The sequence below is a fragment of the Paraburkholderia sp. GAS333 genome (assembly GCF_050435665.1).
Lineage (GTDB): Bacteria > Pseudomonadota > Gammaproteobacteria > Burkholderiales > Burkholderiaceae > Paraburkholderia > Paraburkholderia fungorum_A.
Map to the genome: position 1 here is coordinate 33045 of NZ_JBNDKS010000014.1, position 17383 is coordinate 50427.

Here is a 17383-nt window from a genome sequence, read left to right on the forward strand (position 1 = left end):
GCTTGCGTACCCGACACATGACTAAAAACCGAGTTTATCGCGCAACCTGTCGATCACGTGATGCTCATTCAACCAGCGAATCTCCCGCTTTCGCGCTACGCTTTTGCGATACCGGTGAAAGGAGACCGAGAAAATCAACATCATGCCGGTCAGAACACCCCACATCGGGTAAGTCATAGTGCTCCCTGGATTTGTAGCGTCAAATATGGTCGGATCAAGCTGTAACGAGAACCGGTGTCTTATAATTTCACGAAAAAACTAGTACAAGTACGGCAATTGCGCCCATTGCTGGCAGGCTGGTCAGAACGTATCCCGCCTTCGGCTATGCTGTCATCTTGACAGCGAAGACCAGAAGCACGACAGCGAAAGTCATCGCTAGAACGCCATATGTCGAATCCTTCTGCGCGCTGGTGGCGCGCCCCCACCTGTGACCCATCCTGATTCGCAAGTGAGCTACTTTTTTTGCGCGATCTCTATCCAACCTGGGTACGCCCAGTTTGTCTATCTTTGAGCACTCAGTCTAATGTGCAGGCGACGGCTTGTCTGTACGGTGTCGTATCGCTCGTTGACCCATATCGCATGGGATCAAAAACTGCACTTGAGGGAAACGAGCAATGCCCGCAAACGCTCATGTGAGGCGCATCCCAGGCGGCTTTTGCGATCCCCTTTTTGGGGATGGACAGGATGGCGAAAAGGTATTTCGCGTGAGCGACAGCTCTGCAGCTGGTTTCTAGCGTATGACAAGCGCCGGTCGGACTACCCATTGGCGCGAAATCGAAAGCGATTGCCTTTCTTTTCTCGCCGCAAATGCACTGGGGCGGCTTAACAGCAGCGAAGCTTGTCGGCGGGCGGCGACGCTTCCGTTGCCATTATCTAATCGCCGCAGACCGCAACGTCGATACGCACGGAGCTACTGGGCACCTTAGTGCTTTCGTGCTGACCGTTGGCCGTCTGATGGATGAAACGCCGTTGAGATCCATCAGATCAACATGAGGCTTCTCGGCGTGTTTGATCGCCATCGTCATTGTTGCCGTGGAGATGGGATATCGCCTCATAGCTCGTACGGTAGCGGGCAGACATACAACCGCGGCCGGTCAACAATCGTCGCGGACACGACATAGCTGCCGAGGAGCAAAATGCTACACAATCATTTCGAAAATGAGCTGGCGCACCTTGAATATGTCATTTTGCTTCTCGCGCCGGACAGCCCGCTTGGACTACGGTACTGGCGCCGTCGTATTGACTCGCTTTCCGAGCATCAGCGTCTGATATCCGATGGCAAGACCCGTGTGGCCCGACTTCTCGTGCAATTCGACAAAATCGAGTGTCTTTCGGCGTCGAGATGACCGCTTTCGTTCTGTCTCCCGCAGTGAGCGATAGCGAAGTCGCGCCTTGAGCAAACCCCCCTTCAGAGCGGTAACGTTGCGTGGAATTTTCTAGTTCACAAGGAATACGTCTGCGACGCCGCGCGGTTCCATGGCACTGAGGCAGCGATCGCACAGAGATAAGCATGATCAATCACATAAGGCGACGATGACACCTGCACTGAAGACTACAGTGGTAGGGGCGAGAAGCCGCGCCATCCCGACACGAGAGCGTTCGATGATTTCCCTGGAGACTCCAACGCGATTGCGTGATCCACCGGGTGTCCGTTTCGACTTCGCGCGGATACAACTAGCGGGGCCCGGCTGGGTGACGACTCTGGACGACTTCAGCGTCGCAATTTACCTTCCCAACGCGGACACCCTCTCGATGGTATGGAAAGTGCACGTTGAAAGTCCCGTGCGGGCCGGTCTTTACGACGTCGGGGTGGCTGACGTCATATGGTTCTTGTGCTTGTACGACCAGGGCATCGCTCTGCCGCTCGCATATTTTTCAGACTCGTTTCCCCGACAGTGTGGTGCACACCTTGAAGGACGACCCGTGAACTACCAAAGGCATAACGAGAACAATGGTGGACATTGGGAGTGGCAGGATGATCTTCAGGCACAGTTGCAAACGTGCGATCGCGCTTCTGGAAAATTCGTCTACGCTTTGGACGTTACGGAGTGCAGCTAGCGGGCGTCCGTTAATTGAATACCGCTTGGGTTGTGTATCGCTGTCTATGAAGGCACGTTTGCTTGGCTGTGCAATGCATTCTTACGAATGCATTGCATGACGTTCGGCCGGATCCTATTGGACGATTTCTTTAGCACCAAGTCGAATGGAAAGCGCATCACCGTCCGCAGCCATCGCATGGGAACCGCTTGAGCGGACAGCTTTATGGATTCGAACGAAATTTTCTTTGATCTTCTACCCTCTCCATTTTAAGTCGAAAATTGCCGAGGGGCTGTAAAAGGCTTGGCTACGGACGTTCGTGACAATATGCCGAAAGGCCCCTATGGGTCGGGCTACGTCGGTCCGCTCCCTTAACTCATCGCTCTAAAGCGGTCAGTGAAATTCCGCGGCCCCGAAGCGGCCAGTCGGCAGTGCGTACTCCCGACCCGTTACTGCCGTTCGGTGATCATTTTCGTTTGTCTCAAGGCTAACCCCAAACGGCCATTCGCTGATGACATATCTAGGCTCGGCATCCAGAGCCCGGCCGACGGCGCATGCTACCCGGAGTCACGCGTCGGTGAGAGGTTGATACCCCTATTGAGCACGCCTACTTATGTGCGGTGGATTCGCTGTACTTCCTCTGCAGAGGGTATACAGTGGATTCGTCCGCAAAATTGTTTTTTTGATACGCAAACTCTTTGAAGGCTAGCGCCTTGAATGCCTTCGGGCCCTAGCACCAAGCCGGTTGCGGCGCCGTCTATAACGTTACTGTGCGGTTAGAAGACACAAGTCAACCCAGCGCTCTTCCGGCTGTCTGTAGGCAACCCAGAGCCTTCGAATGCCCCAGTGGCGGCTCACCCTCACGTTCTCTGCGCCGAAATCCGCGTTCACGTCACGTGAGCGGGGGCGGGATGGCCTGCCCAAGCCGTGGCGCCGTCCATGAACTATCCGAACAAGGGCCATACGTATGCCGCACTTTCACGGAAGTTGGTGCGGATTTCGGTGTCGCTATAGCAGTTCGACCAAACGGCTTACCGCAGCAGAGCTTGCGGATAGCGCTACTCGCTCAAATTCTGTTTAACAGGAACACATTATCATGACTATTCCAACCATCGAATACAGGGGGCACGAACTGCGCGCCTATTCAAATCAGGTCTTCCCCCTGCACCGGGACCCATATGCCAAAGGGCCTAGGCGCTTTGCATCGGTCGTAAGGATTGATGCGGGACCGTCTTCCAATGCCGGGACAGAGCGTTATGCGGTGCAGTTTGCAGGCAGCGAACCCGCTCTATCCGTCGATGCACTAAACCTTGCATTGCAATATGGCAAGGACATTATCGACGGCAAAATTCAACCGGCGCAGTTGTGAGTCGCGCACGTACACATTTCCGTCCGTTGGCAAGATCGAGCCCTACCATGAAATATCCGCTTTACGTCAATCGCATCAGCAGTACCCAGTTGCATGCGCATTTTCCCGATTTTCCGCGAGTCGACCTGATCGGAAGTTCCCGCGCAGAAATCGAACTCAACGCGCAGCAGGTCATCGAGCAGGCATATGACGGTAGTGATCAGCCAATTTCCGCACCAACCAGTGACACAGAGCTACGCGCTCTCAGAGCGGATGGCAGCGATGGACTTTGGGTGTTCATCGATATCGATCTGGCACGCGTGTCTTCGACAGCCGTCGAACTCCGGTTTAACATTCTCGACACCCTGCTTGATCGCGTCGACGCGGCAGCAGCGGAACATCATATGACGCGGGCTGCCTTCTTTTCGCGGGCGGCGATGCACGAACTGGAAGAGAACCGAGCGTCGCGAATGGCGCAGACGCCTTCGTCCCTAGCGAAGAGTTTTATCTCTATATTAGGTGCAAATTATGATCGACGATCAAGTCAACCTTGAAGAACTCGAAGAAAGCAAGAGGTGGCGGGCTCTGCAGGAGACCCGCGCCGACGGTGGTGTGCCGGTAGTACCGACGGTGCCTGTCCGTATCCCTCAAAGAGCACCCAAACAGTGGATACGAGAAGCCCGGAAGTGGCTCGGTGCTGGCGGTCGGATAATTTAGTGGATTTTGGCGCGTCAAACGAAACGCCAGTTCGTCGGCACGACGAGCGCGGGAAAGGCCGGCGAAACGCTGGCGTCTTTGAAAGTTTCGCGACCGACGCTTATCAGACGCGCTGTTCCCGTAGTTTGAAGCGCATTGGGCTGTTGATTTCCGCCAGAAACTGATCCAGTCGGGATCAGAGTCGATCGTCAACGTCACAAGATGGCACGCGAACAGCAGTTCGAACGTGAGGCCCGCTGACCGTTCATGGCCGCCGCCTGCTGTCCGACGCGGTCGGCAGAAATCGACCCACAAAGGTCCTTGAACTTTTTCGAAAGAGACATTCGAGAAGGGCGCGAGGCAAATAACGCACGGCCGTGTTAACAGCCGCGCATTTGCCTGCAGCGTCAGACGGTCTGACCCATACCAAGGTCTGCACCCGTCGTTGGATCCGAAGTCGTATCTGACGCAGTCCTAGATGCCATCGACTGCAGCACCTTTACGTCCACTTTCGATACATTAACCGTGGCCGTTCCATCCCCTCCGTCAACCGCGGGCTCCGGAGATTCGACGAACTCCCAGTCCGGCCCCTCGTTCCACGGCCCGCGCGGCGCATCATCGCCTTTCGACATCTTGTAGTACACGCTCGTGTACTGCGGCACGCCAGGCAGCTTGCCCTGAGGAAAGTTGGGCTGGATCGAATGCAATGCCTTCTCGAACGACTTCTGGTGTGCGATTTCGCGTGTCATCAGAAAGCCAAGTGTTTCCTTGATGCCCGGGTCGTCAGTGACATTGATGAGGCGTTCATAGACGATTTTCGCGCGAGCCTCCGCCGCAATGTTTGACCGCAGATCGGCCGTCGGTTCGCCGATCGTGTCGACATAGGCCGCGCTCCAGGGTACTCCGGCGGAATTGGTCAGGACCGGACCGCCACCATATAGCAAAGCGGTCGTATGCGAGTCGTTTCCGCCACCGGTCATCGAACGATACAGCTCGGCCTCCGCTTCGACGGCTTCGGCAAGTTGACCCTTTGCACTTTTGTTAAGCATCGCAACGATCGAGCCAACAATCTCCAGATGGCTGAGTTCTTCGGTTGCGATATCGAACAGCATATCCTTGCGGCCAGGATCATCTTCGCCGACAGCCTGGGTGAAGTATCGGCATGCGGCGCCAAGCTCTCCCTGTGGTCCGCCGAATTGCTCCAGTAGCAAATTTGCAAGACCCGGGTTCGGTGCGGCAACTCGCACGGTGTATTGGAGGCGTTTGTTATGTATAAACATGAGACTTCTCCGGTGACTGGCCAACGCAGCTCGTTGTGGGATTAAACAGGGAACGGAAGTGCCCCTGAACCCGTCAGGAATCGCGTACGACCATGGATCAACCCGGACAGCGGCACAACCAGATGGTTGTCCGCACCCAACGATGGGCGCCCGGCTCTCAGAGCGGACGCTCTGGCGGATGCGCGGCAAAATTGCCAGGCATGGCACCGCAGTACCGAACGTTCTGCAGCACGCGCTATGCCCAGAGTGCAAACTTTGTTATTTGACCGGGCGCACGCAGCCAGCATCGGTGCTCTGACGGACACGTCTGCGACGTGACGCTGACTCTTCGCGAGTTTGATTGTCGATGCTTGCGCTGAGGTTGGGAGTTATTTGCGTGGATGACTTCTTTGCCTTCGATCAACGGCACAATGAATAGCTACCTGTTACGCGGCAGCTGTACCGCGAATTCAGTTTCGCATTGCTCGGACCGCACATCGATTTCGCCTCCATGTGCCTTCACAATTTCGCGCACGATATACAGTCCGAGGCCGAGGTGGCTGCCCTCATCATATCGTTCGCTCTGACCCTCGCCGCGCGTTAGCGGCTCGAAGATCTGTTGCAGGGCTAACGGTTCAATCGTCGGTCCGCTGTTTGCGACCACGATACGCACGTCCGCCTTCTCACCGATCACAACGACTCGCACAACCGTGTTCGGCGCGCCATACCTAATTGCGTTCAGAACGAGATTGCCAAGCATTTGCTGCAGACGCGGGCCGTCCCAAATACCTTCAATATTTCCCCGTACCTCCAGTTCAAGCTGGCGACCGGGATGGTTCGCGCGAACCTGGTCCAGCTCGTCGCCGAAGACAGCCGCCAGGTCGACGAGGGTCGGAGCGATCGCGATGCCCAGACCCAGTTTCGTCCGGTTGAAGTCGCATAGATCGTCTAAAAGAGACTGCATGCGGGCGCCGCTTCTGATCAGGCGATCTGCAGCACTTGTCACACGCTCCCCGGCGTTCAACGCGACGAGATACGAAGCCGTCGTCTGGATGGTTTGAAGCGGACTGCGCATGTCGTGCCCAAGCATCCCAAGTAACAGGTTGCGCGCCTGGTCCACCTGAGCGCTGAAGTCGCCGAGCGATTCTGAGACGGCCTGATCGATTGCCTCGTTGAGCCGGATGACGTCGTCCATATCGAGTACGTCACGCGAGCACCGATCCATCCATAGACGCAGGACGCTGGCGCGGAGCGCGCGGTATTCTGCTACCAGTTGTTTGACGTCGAAACCGCTTCGCGCCCGCAGAATTGCGTGCATCTGCGCGGCGGTCTCAGGAGCATCGATCAGGCTTGGGGCGTGGCCCCTCGACTTTTCGAGTTGTGCTTCCCTCGTCTGCGCGGCCGACAGATCCTTTGCGATCGCCTCCAGGATCTGCGGCGCGTGGTCGCGTAAAGCTGGCGGCTTCATGTTTGCGGCGGCCGGCAACAGAGTGCCGGCAAACGCCTCCCATTGCGCCACGATTAGTTCCATGTTACACAAGATGAAGTCAGCCAGCCGCATGTCAGCCTCGAAGAAGTGGCAAAGAAACCGTGAACCGGATATCTCTGCCACCCTCATCCTACGCGCAATTATCGCCAGATCCCGCCGGGCCCGCCATTTGCGTCAAAACAGGACCGTCAGGAGAACCGACATGCTCCCCATCCGCACTCACCACTTACTTGTCGCAGATGATGACCCCAACTTGCTCGCCGCATACGTCCAGTATTTCCAGCTGCACGGCTACGAGGTTCGGGCCACTCAAGACGGAGAGGGTGCTTTGACCGAGTATTGCCGGTGGCTTCCGGCGCTTGTCATTCTCGACATTCAGATGCCTAAACTCGACGGTCGGACGGTGGCCAGAGAAATCAGGCGTCTCAGGCGCCGCTCCGCGCCACTGCTTGTGGCGGTGTCCGGATTGTCGTCGCCGTCCGAAAGAGCTGAATCCCTCCTGTCCGGTTTTGACCATCACTTCGCAAAACCAGCGGAATTGCAGGTCATTCTTGCTACGGTTGCCTCTCATTCACGTGTCAGTGACCCGAATATCGCACAGCTACATAGCCGTTGTTGATCGTCCGCTTTCGAGACTTCCGTCCACTGGATCCTTGTGGCCGCATCCTGTCGCACGATGGCTCGCCTACTTCTGTCTAACTATGCAGATGGCATATATAAATTCCTTCCGAGGTTAGAGCCTGCTCCTTGGTAGCGCGCATTCGGTCCGGGTCAGCCGCCCTGAACTCGTGAAAGTGATGCAGTCGCTCACGCGCCATAGTCACGTGCGGATCGCGTATGAATCCGAGACCACGGTGTTTGTCACGCGCTAGGGCGACATCGCAGTGACACACATGCCGGTGCGGCACATCCCCGTAGTCTCGTGTTCAGTGGAAGTCCGCTGGCACTGCTCCGGTTCGCATCAACGGCTTTACTCCACGCGCTAAAGTGCCTTTTCGACGTTCCGTGTCGCACTTGGCGCGTGCTGACCTCCAAGGTCTGTTGCGCGAGCGTAGGAGACTTTCGGGAGTCTATCGACGGTCGTCGGCCAACGTCCCCAAGTGGCCGACTTGTGCCCGACGCGCAGCGGACCGTCATCGACCCCGAGCGGTCTGTCACAATTGAAGAAGCGGACATTCAAAGGCGAGCTGCATATCTGCTCGATTAGCTAGTCCGCAAGCGATTTCATCATTGCCGAACTTTCTGGCTCTTACCCGGATCATTTGCTGCGTCAAATAGAAAGCGGGAAAGAATCTGCCTGCTGTTCGACAGCGTTGCCATGCGGGAATCCAACAACTCAATCTGTTGTCGCAGGATTGCCCGCATTTCGCTACACGGTTCAAACGTCGGCTCAGTGCTGCGCACGCACGGAAGCAGCTGGCGAATGGTTTCGAGCTTCAGCCCTGCTGAGGTCAACATCTGGATACGTTTCAGTGTTTCTACAGCTACCGCATCGAATTCACGGTAACCGGCACTGGTTCGTGCGGGGGTAAGCACCCCCTCTGATTCGTAGTAACGCAACATTCGCACGCTCACGCCGCTGTGGCGTGACAACTCACCGATTTTCACGATTTCCCCTTGACGTTAACAGCGCTGTCAGAGTTTAACCTGCGAATGATAAATGGCGTTCTCATCGAGGAGAAATAGATGCGTAGCTATCGCTTACTGCGACGCAGCGATACCGTAGTCCCGGTTGTCACGGAAGACGCTACCCCGGTTCCCGGCCCTTTCGAGGTGCGCATCCGGGTTAAGGCTGTCAGCCTGAATTATCGTGATTTGATCGTGCTCGATAATGCTGCCAACGGCGACTACGACGGGCGTATTCCACTTTCGGATGCCGCTGGGCAAGTTTCAGCAATCGGCGATAAGGTCATCAGGTGGAAAGTTGGAGACAGGGTCGCCGCTTCCTTTTTTCGCGACTGGCTCGACGGTCCATTCAAGGGCGAATATCTGAAGTCAGCCTTGGGTGGCAGTGTGACTGACGGCGTTCTTGCTGAAAGCGTTGTTTTGCCAGAAAGCGCTCTTGTTGCGATACCGGAGCACCTTACTATGGAGCAGGCTGCAGCGTTACCGTGTGCGGCTGTTACAGCGTGGCAGGGACTGATCGCGCGGGGTCAGGTGGGTGCCACTAGCACGGTACTGGTACAGGGGACCGGCGGCGTTGCGCTATTTGCTCTTCAATTCGCAGTGGCGAAAGGCGCGCGGGTTATTGTGTTGTCGTCTTCAGATGAGAAACTGGAACGCGCAGCAAGTCTTGGCGCTTCTGTATTGATCAACTACAAGACCACGCCGGAGTGGGACAAGGCAGTGATAGCGGAGACAGACGGCCAAGGGGTGAGTCACATTCTAGAACTCGGCGGCCCGGAGACGTTTGAGCGCTCTTTAAGAGCGGTGGCGGCCAGTGGCAAGATCGCACAAATCGGAGTACTGACCGGGTTCGGACCTACCCCGAATCTTGCGAGACTACAAAGTATGAATGCGGACATCCTGGGCATCACCGTTGGATCAACGTCGCACTTCACTGCGATGAATACCTTCATCAACGAGCAGCGTCTGGTTCCCGTAGTTGATCGGTTGTTTGATTTTGAAGATGCGGTCCGCGCATATGCGTACCTGCGAAGCGGTCAGCATTTTGGAAAAATTGTCATGCGCGTATGATCCTGGGTGGACGAGTGTCTGCTTGCGGGCGAGGTTTCCGAGAGGCCGTTTCTGGCCGATGAGTGCCTGATGCGGTTCGCATACCGAGTCAGCGACTGGCGGCGCAGGCGCTTCGGCTGGAGGCGACCCTAGAGGGACGTTTAGGATTCTCCATGGCGGGCATTCTCGCCTGCCTCACGGGACGCAATCCGCCGACCAAGCCGCTCCGAAAAACAAGCTAACGCATTCGGCGTTTAGAGCGATCACACTTTCGTTAAAGCGTGGGACGTTTGACGCGATCGCTCATCTCGAGATGCGCCAAGATCGTGTTGATTAGCGCGTCGACCGACGGTTGGCCCGTTTCAACGATGAGATGTGCGCATTCGCGATAAAGCGGATCGCGCAACTCGTAAAGCGATTCAAGACGCGACCTGGGATCCGTAGACTGCAAAAGGGGACGATTCTTGTCACCGCCTATGCGCAGCCAAAGGTCGTTTGGGTGGGCGCGTAAATAGATGACAAAGCCGCGCCTTTTCAGCACTTCGCGGTTCTCAGGACGCAACACGGAGCCGCCGCCCGTTGCCAGGACGATGTTTTCGCGGCCAGTCAGGTCGGTGATTACATCGACCTCTCGCTCCCGAAAGCCGGCTTCGCCTTCGAGTTCGAAGATTGACGTGATGCGCGCGCCCGATCGGGCCTCAATTTCGTGGTCGGAATCAAAAAACTGGCGGCCCAGCCGACGCGCGAGCGGCCGGCCCACGGTGGTCTTGCCTGCTCCCATGAGCCCAACAAAAAATACATTGATGTGTATGTCCCGTGCTTGCAACTGTGTCCCCTGCCTATCCAACAATTGTTATGCGGGCCGCGCCGGTTCTTCTGCGTGGCTCGCGGCGCAATAAAAGCACCGGCCGTCTTAACTGTTTATTCCGACTACTGCTCGCAGAATGACTGGCTGTCCACCACGCAGTGAAACGGCACCGAAAACGGAACGGGAATGGACGCCGACCGGTCCTAAAATCTCTACCAGGAGGTCGGATGCGCCATCGAGAACCTGGGCATGCCCCTTGAAGTCTTCCGATGCGTTGATAAAGCCTTGTAGCTCAATGAATTGTCCTATACAGCTCAGCGAGCCCAGTTCTTCCCGCAGGACGAGAAGCAACTCTAGCGCGACCTCACGCGCGATTCGTCTGCCCTCGCTGAGGTCGATGTCGGAACCTAGTTTTCCCTCTACAGCCCTGCGAGAAGATTTACCTGATAAGAACATCAAGTTGCCCCAGCGAGTCGCATTTTGATAGTTTGCTGCCGGTGTGCTAGCACCTTCATAGCCCTTCGTCAGCGAGTCAAGCTTCTCATCGGCGCTCATTCGGTTAGTCCCGTCGTTAGTTTGCATAGCTTGGATTCTCTCCCAGTGGTCCGACGATGCTTATTGCAAATTCTCGTTTGCTAATGATCCGGACGTAGATCTGCCCCGCCATACTGACTATCCACCGTTGCGCCAAAAGACTCCTGCGCGCCTGCCAAGGCTTATATGAACTCCGTATCGCACCGACAGCCCGCCAAGGGTTGCGCTCGACTGTGCACTGGCCCACGAAGAACCGCACAGTCGCCTCCTTACGAACCACGACCGCTCACAGTCGGAGTTCCCTCCCGCGCGTGCAGTTTCCTCCTACGACACACAGCCGACGGTGTAACGCAGCGCGATCTGTCAACGATTTTGCTGCGTCGGTCGAATGTCCCAAATTGGCCGGCTGCAATCCGATGCCGATTACGTGGGCGCTCGACAGATAATCGACTCGCGTCAGACCGTGGTCGACCCAGAGCGGTCCTCATTTGCCATGAGTGCGGACGTCTGCTAGCGGATCCACAGCGGGCGTCCTGTCGCGCACTCGACTCGCACACGCCAACTCGTCCTTTGTAGCTGATATCCGCACCGTCGTATCTGACCTCGCAAAAAACGCTTGTTCTGCCAGACAGATTGAATATATGATTCGTATATGAGTTATATATGGATAATAATGTGGGCATCGTAAATATTGACGACGACTTGCACGATCAGATACGTAAGGCGAGCGCAGTGTCGTGCCGGTCGATCAACGCGCAAGCGGCTTTCTGGGTCAAGGTCGGCATGTTGTGCGAAATGAACCCGACGCTGAGTTTCAACGAGATAGCTACCCGCGAACTGACAGCCGCAGGCGTCGTTCCGCAAACTGTGAAAGTGTCGTTGACATGACCAAGCGACCCGAAGAAATCGCATTGATGGCAGAGTCGGGCCGGTTGCTGGCAGGTGTATTTGGCTGTCTGGATCAAATGAGCCTGATCGGCATGTCCACGATGCAGGTGAACGACCTGGTCGATAGTCTCATCGTCAATGAACTCAAGGCTCGCCCGGCAAGCAAAGGACAGTACGGTTACGCCTACGCGCTTAACTCTTCACGCAACCATGTTGTTTGTCACGGTGTTCCGTCCACGACAGAGATCCTGCGAAGCGGAGACATCGTTAATTTCGACATTACGCTCGAGAAGAACGGCTACATCGCTGACTCCAGCAAGACCTATCTCGTGGGAGAGGTGTCTCCACTGGCTAAACGGCTCGTGCAAGTAACCTACGAAGCAATGTGGAAAGGCATCAAGGCCGTTCGCCCCGGCGCCAGACTTGGCGATGTAGGTCATGCTATTGAGCGGCATGCACGCAGAAATGGCTATTCCGTCGTGCGGGAATATTGCGGACACGGCATCGGGCGGGAAATGCACGAGGAACCGCAAGTGCTGCATTGGGGAAAGCCGCAGACGGGTTTGACGCTGCGCGAAGGCATGGTGTTCACCATCGAACCCATGATCAACCAGGGGCGGCATTCTGTTCGAACCGAAGAAGACGGCTGGACAGTGGTCACGCGCGATGGCCAACTGTCGGCGCAGTTTGAGCACACCGTGGCCGTGACCCAAACGGGCGTCCAGGTTTTGACGCTCCGATCCGAAGAAAGGGTGCCCAACTGATAGCTTGACGGCTGCGGGCCACTCATTTGAGAGAAGAGTTCATTCGATGGCAGTTCGCGGATCGCAAACCGACATTCATTCGTCGATCATGAAGGACCGATAACGGCCGAACCCGGTCCGACGTTGACTGGAAGGACCGCGCAGTAATTGATCGGTCCGCGTCGGCTGTACCGGACCCCAAGCGACCCTTAAGATTCTCCCTGAAGTGGTCGTTCGGCGTTCGGCATCCTTTGCATTCAAGAGAGGGTCTGGAGTTGCGTTGGATCGCCCCTGACAGTCATTGGCGAGAACCCAAAACGTTTCTTAAAACGAACCGAAAACCGTGAGGCCGATTCATAGCCGACTTGATAGGCAATTTCCGCAACCGTACGGTCTGTTACCTGTAAGAGAGTAAGCGCCGTTGCCATCCGTACATCAATCAGAATTTTATTGAAAGACTGCCCCTGATCCGCCAAGCGGCGCCTCAAGGTCGCTTCGCTCATAGCAAGAGATTGCGCCAGATCTCTCGAAATCCAAATTCTGTCTGGCGCGGCACCGATCATGAGACGTACCTTCCTTTGCAGATCGGACGGCGTGTCTGAATTGAAGACCCATCCCGTATGTGCGAGCCACGCCAGCAGTTCCTGCATCCGGTGCTCTGCAACGATGCCGGGGATGCGTTCGGGCGCGATAACGGCTTGTACAGCACGTTCAAACGATTGCACGAATTCACTACCCAGTTCTTTCAGTGCTATAAGTTTTTTCAGCTTCTTGTGATTTGGAAACGCGCTCTCCAATCGCGAAAGGATCGAATTGGCGCAGACGATCCAGGTGGATTGAAACTCTCCGCGTTCTGTTTCGTTTAGAACATCGCAAGTGGTACCTGGCGCGATCGCCACAGCGTCGCCCGGTAACAATACGATTTTCTTGCCGCTGATCTTGAGGGTTTTCCGGCCACGTCTTAGCAAGATAAGGGCTGGATGATCCGTCACGAAAGTGTGGACGAGTAAGTCGTTCCGTTGACGAACCGATGCAGTCAAGCCGACGTCCTGTCTCGACCAGAGCAACCGTTGAATTCGGGCTTCGTCATACATGTGTAACTCGATATGGATCTAGCCGATCTGTTGGAGAGCTTGAATCACTTTGACTGGATCAGCACATCAAGTGATTGTATCGGCACATCTAGCGAAAGACATCTCATCTAATCTGGCTCTGTGTTTTTAACAACGAAGTCGGAGAAAATTCATGATCCTGTATACCTCACCACTTGCGTGCTCAAGCGCTGCTCACATGGTCCTGCTTGAGCTTGGTATCCCTCATGCAGTTAAGTTCGTTGACATCTACGCGCAGCCGCACGTAGTGATCGACGATGGCACGTCCTTCGCTGACGTGAATCCCAAGCATGCAGTTCCGGCGCTCAGGCTGGACTCCGGGGAACTGCTGACCGAAGTCGGCGTTATCCTCCAGTACATCGCCGATCTGAAACCCAAATCAGGGTTGCTCCCGGAAGTAGGCAGCTTGGCGCGCTATCGCGTGATGGAATGGTTGAGCTTCGTGGGCTCCGATGTGCACAAAGCCATCGGACCGTTGTTCAATCCGAATATGCCCCAGATCGCAAAAGAGATACACCGCCAGAACCTCAACCGCAGACTGACCTACATCGAGCAGCAGTTGACACATCAGTTATATTTGACGGGTGATACCTTTACCGTCGCTGATGCTTACCTGTTTGTGATGATCGGCTGGGAACCCTATTTAAAATTTGATATAACGCCCTATCCGAACCTCGTCCGGTTTCAGGAGCGGGTGGGATCGAGACCGTCATTTGTGAATGTTCTTCAGATCATCGACCCGGTGCTTGGACAGGTGAGTCTTCCGGTATTCCCCAACACAAACCGCCCCTAGCGTAGGTGCGCAGCATACTCAACGGATGGATCAGGACAATAGTCCGGGCGAATGCCGCGCTTGCTTTCAACAACGCCAACTCTGATCATTTAAGTGTTCTCGGACAATTGTTGACAATCTACGCCCGACTGTCGAATGACTGGTTCTGGCCGGCCACTGCCGGACGGCGATCGGCAGCTCGCGACCCTGAGCGGACAAATTGACATCGACAAAGCAGTCACTCGGTTCAGCAAATGCGTTGTCCACTTCGCAAAACCAAATTGTTCGGTCACTATCTCGATCTTCCTTCCATCGCCCAGCGCCAACACAAGGAAGATGTCGCATGAACTCGCAAATATGTGCAGTGCTAGTCTATGTACCAGACGTACCGGCCGCATTGAACTGGTATCAGTCAGCTTTTCGAGGCGCGGAGAGGCGCCTTCTTGACGAGTTCAATCTGACATACCTTGAATTCAACGGCATCAGACTCGAGATTGTTCCCTCTGATGCAAAAATGGCGGCGGGATCAGCGGGCACAGTAGTCTACTGGGCTGTCGATGACTTCAACGAAGCACTACAGCATTTCCTGCAGGTAGGCGCCACGGTTTATCGTGGCCCTAGCGACGTGGAAGCCGGCAAGCGGATGTGCATGCTGCGCGACCCTTGGGGAAATTGCATCGGGCTGTACGGGTAAGTCGAAAGCGTGTCGACGATCTAGCTGACCAAGCCAAGTGTCTGCAGTTGGCCGATCAGCGTTTGATGCGACGGATTTCCCGACCCATGGGGGACACTCACACTTCTCGACAACGGACATTGAATATCGGAAAGCGATGCAGGTGTCGAAGCGAACGGGTTCCTCCGTGCTTTGTTGGTTGGCTAGTCGTGCTCTTTGTCTGACCGTTCGTCTGGCGTATCCCGAAACCCACCACGCGGAGACCTCTTTGCCCTGTGCATTGGCTTGCCAATTTGATTCGCAATGTCTCGAAGAGTTGACCGCGTGTACCACGGCCACCAGGCGAGGTGATAGAACCACACGCACGCTGCTCGAAAGCCGCGAAGCCATCCTCTAGGAATACCGGCTGGAGGAAAGCTCTCAAGTGGTCGATGCCCGAGTGTCATCACGCCGATAGTCATCCAGACGACGGCCAGCACAAAGGTTGGAAGGGACAATAGGCAGGCCCCGACGAACAACGCGAGAGGCAGGCAGATCGCAACAGGTGAGCGAGTCTTCATATTCTGTTTGGCCTCTAACCATCATTTTTTGATTTTTTTAGCCTAGGACATTTTTGACCTGCTGCCTACATCGCTTAAACGCGGGCTATTCTTCTTAAAGTCGCCGCTGGCTCATAATCCGGTTTCCGCGCCCGAAGTCACATTTTTTTCACAAAAGGCATGAAAGATAGATCCACAGTCGTATGCATACAGAATGGCAAAGTGCTGCTAGTTGCCCGCGCACGCTCCCGTTGGTCGTTGCCTGGCGGCACGATCAAGCGGTCGGAGTCGCCTTTGGATGCGGCACGGCGGGAACTGATAGAGGAAACGAACCTCGTTGTGACAGACTTGGTCTATGTGTTCCGGTTTGGCGGACTTAACAAGAGGCATCACGTCTTTTCCGTCGAGCTTTCTCCGGAAGCGCTGCCTGAGCCCGGCAATGAAATCTCGCAATGTCACTGGTTTAGCCCCGTCAAGGTGACAACCTTGTCAGCCAGCATACCCACCCGCGCGATCGTGGATCTGTTCGTGCAAATCGAAAGTCGTCGCCTGGCACCGGGAAGCAGCGCATGAATCGCACGTATGAATATGAGGGATTTACCATCCAGGTAGGTGTGGAATCGGACTTTAGCTGGCAGCAGAGCCCTGCACCTGCGAGACGTACTGGCTTTGTGGCGACGGTGAGGGTTTTCCAGGCAGGCCATGCTGTTGCCTTATTTTCTCCACTAAGGTTTGGTGACACCGGAGGTCGGCCGTTTACCACGGAGGCCGACGCCCTCATGGGCGGCTACAGCGCTGCGCGCAAAATCGTCGATGACATTTTTAGCCGCCCGTGACTTCAAGCCGCGATTGTCGGCCATTTAGCTGCCGCCTTCGAATGTCCCTTGTTGGCCTAGGCCGTGTGAAAACGCGAAAGTACTCTGTTTTGGGGTGTCGCTTTATCCTTCCCAAGTGGCAACCAAGCGTAACCGTCCGACCCTGACCGTATAGACGCCTGATGAAGGCGAAGCCATGCTTTCCCGGGGCACAAATGTGACTGTGTCCACAAAGGAATCATGGACAGAGTGACTGAATTCACCGAAATCAAAGTCGCCCGGAAGTATCGCCGGCGCACCGTGGACGAGAAACGCCAGATCGTCGAAGAGGCGCTATCCAGTGGACGTTCGGTGGCGGAGATTGCACGCAGTCACGAACTGAACGCGAATCAACTGTTCGACTGGCGCAAGCAGTATCTGGATGGACGACTTGGCGCGAATGGTCGCGAATGCGCGTTGCTGCCGGTCACTGTGGATGAGGCCAGCGACAGCGGCGTGTCCGAACCTGCAGCATCTACACCTTCGGCACCGGCGCCCGGCAAGATACGCATCCAGTTGCCACGAGGCGAGATACACGTTGAAGGGAGCGTCGATCCCGACACGCTGCGCGTGGTGATCCAGTGCCTGAGCCGATGATTGGTCCGCTCGCAAACACGCGCATCTGGGTTGCCGCCGGATTTACGGATATGCGCTGCGGCTTCGACGGCCTGGCCGCGAAGGTGCAGACCGTGCTGGCGAAGGATCCATTCTCGGGCCACATCTTCGTGTTCAGGGGCAAACGTGGCGACCTCATCAAATGCCTGTACTGGCGCGACGGCGGACTATGCCTGTTCGCCAAACGTCTGGAGCGTGGTCGCTTTGCGTGGCCTCGTGCTGACGGTGGGGTTGTTTCGCTGACCAGCGCACAACTCGGCCTGCTACTGGAAGGATTCGACTGGCGACAGCCTGTCGATGCAGCGCGCCCCTGCAGCGCTTTGTAAACGTATGTGACAAC

The 17383-nt window shown here is 55.9% G+C and carries 18 protein-coding genes; 12 read left to right on the plus strand and 6 right to left on the minus strand.

Going from position 1 to position 17383, the window contains the following annotated elements; genetic code table 11:
- The first annotated feature begins 3133 nt into the window (after window positions 1–3133).
- Both ABH945_RS35220 and ABH945_RS35225 read left to right on the plus strand, forming a co-directional pair.
- Window positions 3134–3406 (plus strand): hypothetical protein, encoded by a 273-nt coding sequence (locus ABH945_RS35220; RefSeq protein WP_074774233.1) that lies wholly within the window; start codon window positions 3134–3136, stop codon window positions 3404–3406.
- 47 nt (window positions 3407–3453) lie between these two features.
- Complete coding sequence (locus ABH945_RS35225; protein WP_074774230.1) at window positions 3454–3939, plus strand: type II toxin-antitoxin system HicB family antitoxin; 486 nt, start codon at window positions 3454–3456, stop codon at window positions 3937–3939.
- A gap of 549 nt (window positions 3940–4488) precedes the next feature.
- Here the strand turns inward: ABH945_RS35225 and ABH945_RS35230 are convergent.
- Window positions 4489–5361 carry a manganese catalase family protein gene (locus ABH945_RS35230; protein WP_429253739.1) on the minus strand — a complete coding sequence of 291 codons (873 nt, stop codon included), beginning with the start codon at window positions 5359–5361 and terminating at the stop codon, window positions 4489–4491.
- 418 nt (window positions 5362–5779) lie between these two features.
- Window positions 5780–6901, minus strand: a complete 1122-nt coding sequence (locus ABH945_RS35235; protein ID WP_074774924.1) for a sensor histidine kinase — start codon at window positions 6899–6901, stop codon at window positions 5780–5782.
- Window positions 6902–7031: 130 nt separating this feature from the next.
- On the opposite strand from ABH945_RS35235, the gene ABH945_RS35240 reads away from it, so the two are divergent.
- Complete coding sequence (locus ABH945_RS35240; RefSeq protein WP_074774221.1) at window positions 7032–7448, plus strand: response regulator; 417 nt, start codon at window positions 7032–7034, stop codon at window positions 7446–7448.
- A 608-nt stretch (window positions 7449–8056) separates the two neighbouring features.
- On the opposite strand, the gene ABH945_RS35245 is transcribed toward ABH945_RS35240, so the two are convergent.
- The gene (locus ABH945_RS35245) at window positions 8057–8437 is read right to left on the minus strand and encodes a MerR family transcriptional regulator (protein WP_074774218.1); all 381 of its coding nucleotides are present in this window, start codon (window positions 8435–8437) and stop codon (window positions 8057–8059) included.
- 78 nt (window positions 8438–8515) lie between these two features.
- Here ABH945_RS35245 and ABH945_RS35250 point away from each other — a divergent pair, with 78 nt between their 5' ends.
- On the plus strand, window positions 8516–9526 hold the full coding sequence (locus ABH945_RS35250) for a zinc-dependent alcohol dehydrogenase family protein (protein ID WP_429253740.1): 1011 nt from the start codon (window positions 8516–8518) through the stop codon (window positions 9524–9526).
- 253 nt (window positions 9527–9779) lie between these two features.
- Here the strand turns inward: ABH945_RS35250 and ABH945_RS35255 are convergent, their stop codons facing one another.
- Window positions 9780–10331 (minus strand): shikimate kinase, encoded by a 552-nt coding sequence (locus ABH945_RS35255; protein WP_429253741.1) that lies wholly within the window; start codon window positions 10329–10331, stop codon window positions 9780–9782.
- 87 nt (window positions 10332–10418) lie between these two features.
- On the minus strand, window positions 10419–10868 hold the full coding sequence (locus tag ABH945_RS35260) for a RidA family protein (protein ID WP_429253742.1): 450 nt from the start codon (window positions 10866–10868) through the stop codon (window positions 10419–10421).
- Window positions 10869–11522: 654 nt separating this feature from the next.
- On the opposite strand from ABH945_RS35260, the gene ABH945_RS35265 reads away from it, so the two are divergent.
- Both ABH945_RS35265 and map read left to right on the plus strand, forming a co-directional pair.
- Window positions 11523–11735, plus strand: a complete 213-nt coding sequence (locus ABH945_RS35265; protein ID WP_429253765.1) for a ParD-like family protein — start codon at window positions 11523–11525, stop codon at window positions 11733–11735.
- Entirely contained in the window at window positions 11732–12499 is a 768-nt protein-coding gene (gene map / locus ABH945_RS35270) for a type I methionyl aminopeptidase (RefSeq protein ID WP_429253743.1), read from the plus strand. The genes ABH945_RS35265 and map overlap by 4 nt, the downstream gene beginning before the upstream one ends.
- Before the next feature lie 236 nt (window positions 12500–12735).
- On the opposite strand, the gene ABH945_RS35275 is transcribed toward map, so the two are convergent.
- Window positions 12736–13572, minus strand: a complete 837-nt coding sequence (locus tag ABH945_RS35275; protein ID WP_429253744.1) for an AraC family transcriptional regulator — start codon at window positions 13570–13572, stop codon at window positions 12736–12738.
- Between the two features lie 151 nt (window positions 13573–13723).
- On the opposite strand from ABH945_RS35275, the gene ABH945_RS35280 reads away from it, so the two are divergent.
- The 6 genes from ABH945_RS35280 to tnpB all read left to right on the plus strand — a co-directional run bounded on the left by ABH945_RS35280 (window position 13724) and on the right by tnpB (window position 17369).
- Window positions 13724–14383: a glutathione binding-like protein gene (locus ABH945_RS35280; RefSeq protein WP_429253745.1), complete on the plus strand. Its 660-nt coding sequence runs from the start codon at window positions 13724–13726 to the stop codon at window positions 14381–14383.
- Between the two features lie 322 nt (window positions 14384–14705).
- Window positions 14706–15056, plus strand: coding sequence for a VOC family protein (locus ABH945_RS35285; RefSeq protein WP_429253746.1), 351 nt, complete (start codon window positions 14706–14708; stop codon window positions 15054–15056).
- A gap of 698 nt (window positions 15057–15754) precedes the next feature.
- A complete protein-coding gene (locus ABH945_RS35290; RefSeq protein WP_429253747.1) occupies window positions 15755–16147 on the plus strand; it encodes an NUDIX hydrolase in 393 nt (130 codons plus the stop codon).
- Complete coding sequence (locus ABH945_RS35295) at window positions 16144–16410, plus strand: hypothetical protein (RefSeq protein ID WP_429253748.1); 267 nt, start codon at window positions 16144–16146, stop codon at window positions 16408–16410. The genes ABH945_RS35290 and ABH945_RS35295 overlap by 4 nt, the downstream gene beginning before the upstream one ends.
- Before the next feature lie 219 nt (window positions 16411–16629).
- Window positions 16630–17025 carry an IS66-like element accessory protein TnpA gene (tnpA, locus tag ABH945_RS35300; RefSeq protein WP_429253749.1) on the plus strand — a complete coding sequence of 132 codons (396 nt, stop codon included), beginning with the start codon at window positions 16630–16632 and terminating at the stop codon, window positions 17023–17025.
- Window positions 17010–17369, plus strand: coding sequence for an IS66 family insertion sequence element accessory protein TnpB (gene tnpB, locus ABH945_RS35305; protein WP_429253750.1), 360 nt, complete (start codon window positions 17010–17012; stop codon window positions 17367–17369). Before tnpA ends, tnpB begins: the two co-directional genes overlap by 16 nt.
- Window positions 17370–17383 lie beyond the last annotated feature (14 nt).

What these genes read in the sequence shown, in the direction of transcription:
- ABH945_RS35220 (WP_074774233.1), top strand. Translation starts at nt 3,134, where the DNA reads ATGACTATTCCAACCATCGAATACAGGGGGCACGAACTGCGCGCCTAT.
- ABH945_RS35225 (WP_074774230.1), top strand. Translation starts at nt 3,454, where the DNA reads ATGAAATATCCGCTTTACGTCAATCGCATCAGCAGTACCCAGTTGCAT.
- ABH945_RS35230 (WP_429253739.1), bottom strand. Translation starts at nt 5,361, where the DNA reads ATGTTTATACATAACAAACGCCTCCAATACACCGTGCGAGTTGCCGCA.
- ABH945_RS35235 (WP_074774924.1), bottom strand. Translation starts at nt 6,901, where the DNA reads ATGCGGCTGGCTGACTTCATCTTGTGTAACATGGAACTAATCGTGGCG.
- ABH945_RS35240 (WP_074774221.1), top strand. Translation starts at nt 7,032, where the DNA reads ATGCTCCCCATCCGCACTCACCACTTACTTGTCGCAGATGATGACCCC.
- ABH945_RS35250 (WP_429253740.1), top strand. Translation starts at nt 8,516, where the DNA reads ATGCGTAGCTATCGCTTACTGCGACGCAGCGATACCGTAGTCCCGGTT.
- ABH945_RS35260 (WP_429253742.1), bottom strand. Translation starts at nt 10,868, where the DNA reads ATGAGCGCCGATGAGAAGCTTGACTCGCTGACGAAGGGCTATGAAGGT.
- map (WP_429253743.1), top strand. Translation starts at nt 11,732, where the DNA reads ATGACCAAGCGACCCGAAGAAATCGCATTGATGGCAGAGTCGGGCCGG.
- ABH945_RS35275 (WP_429253744.1), bottom strand. Translation starts at nt 13,572, where the DNA reads ATGTATGACGAAGCCCGAATTCAACGGTTGCTCTGGTCGAGACAGGAC.
- ABH945_RS35280 (WP_429253745.1), top strand. Translation starts at nt 13,724, where the DNA reads ATGATCCTGTATACCTCACCACTTGCGTGCTCAAGCGCTGCTCACATG.
- ABH945_RS35285 (WP_429253746.1), top strand. Translation starts at nt 14,706, where the DNA reads ATGAACTCGCAAATATGTGCAGTGCTAGTCTATGTACCAGACGTACCG.
- ABH945_RS35290 (WP_429253747.1), top strand. Translation starts at nt 15,755, where the DNA reads ATGAAAGATAGATCCACAGTCGTATGCATACAGAATGGCAAAGTGCTG.
- ABH945_RS35295 (WP_429253748.1), top strand. Translation starts at nt 16,144, where the DNA reads ATGAATCGCACGTATGAATATGAGGGATTTACCATCCAGGTAGGTGTG.
- tnpA (WP_429253749.1), top strand. Translation starts at nt 16,630, where the DNA reads ATGGACAGAGTGACTGAATTCACCGAAATCAAAGTCGCCCGGAAGTAT.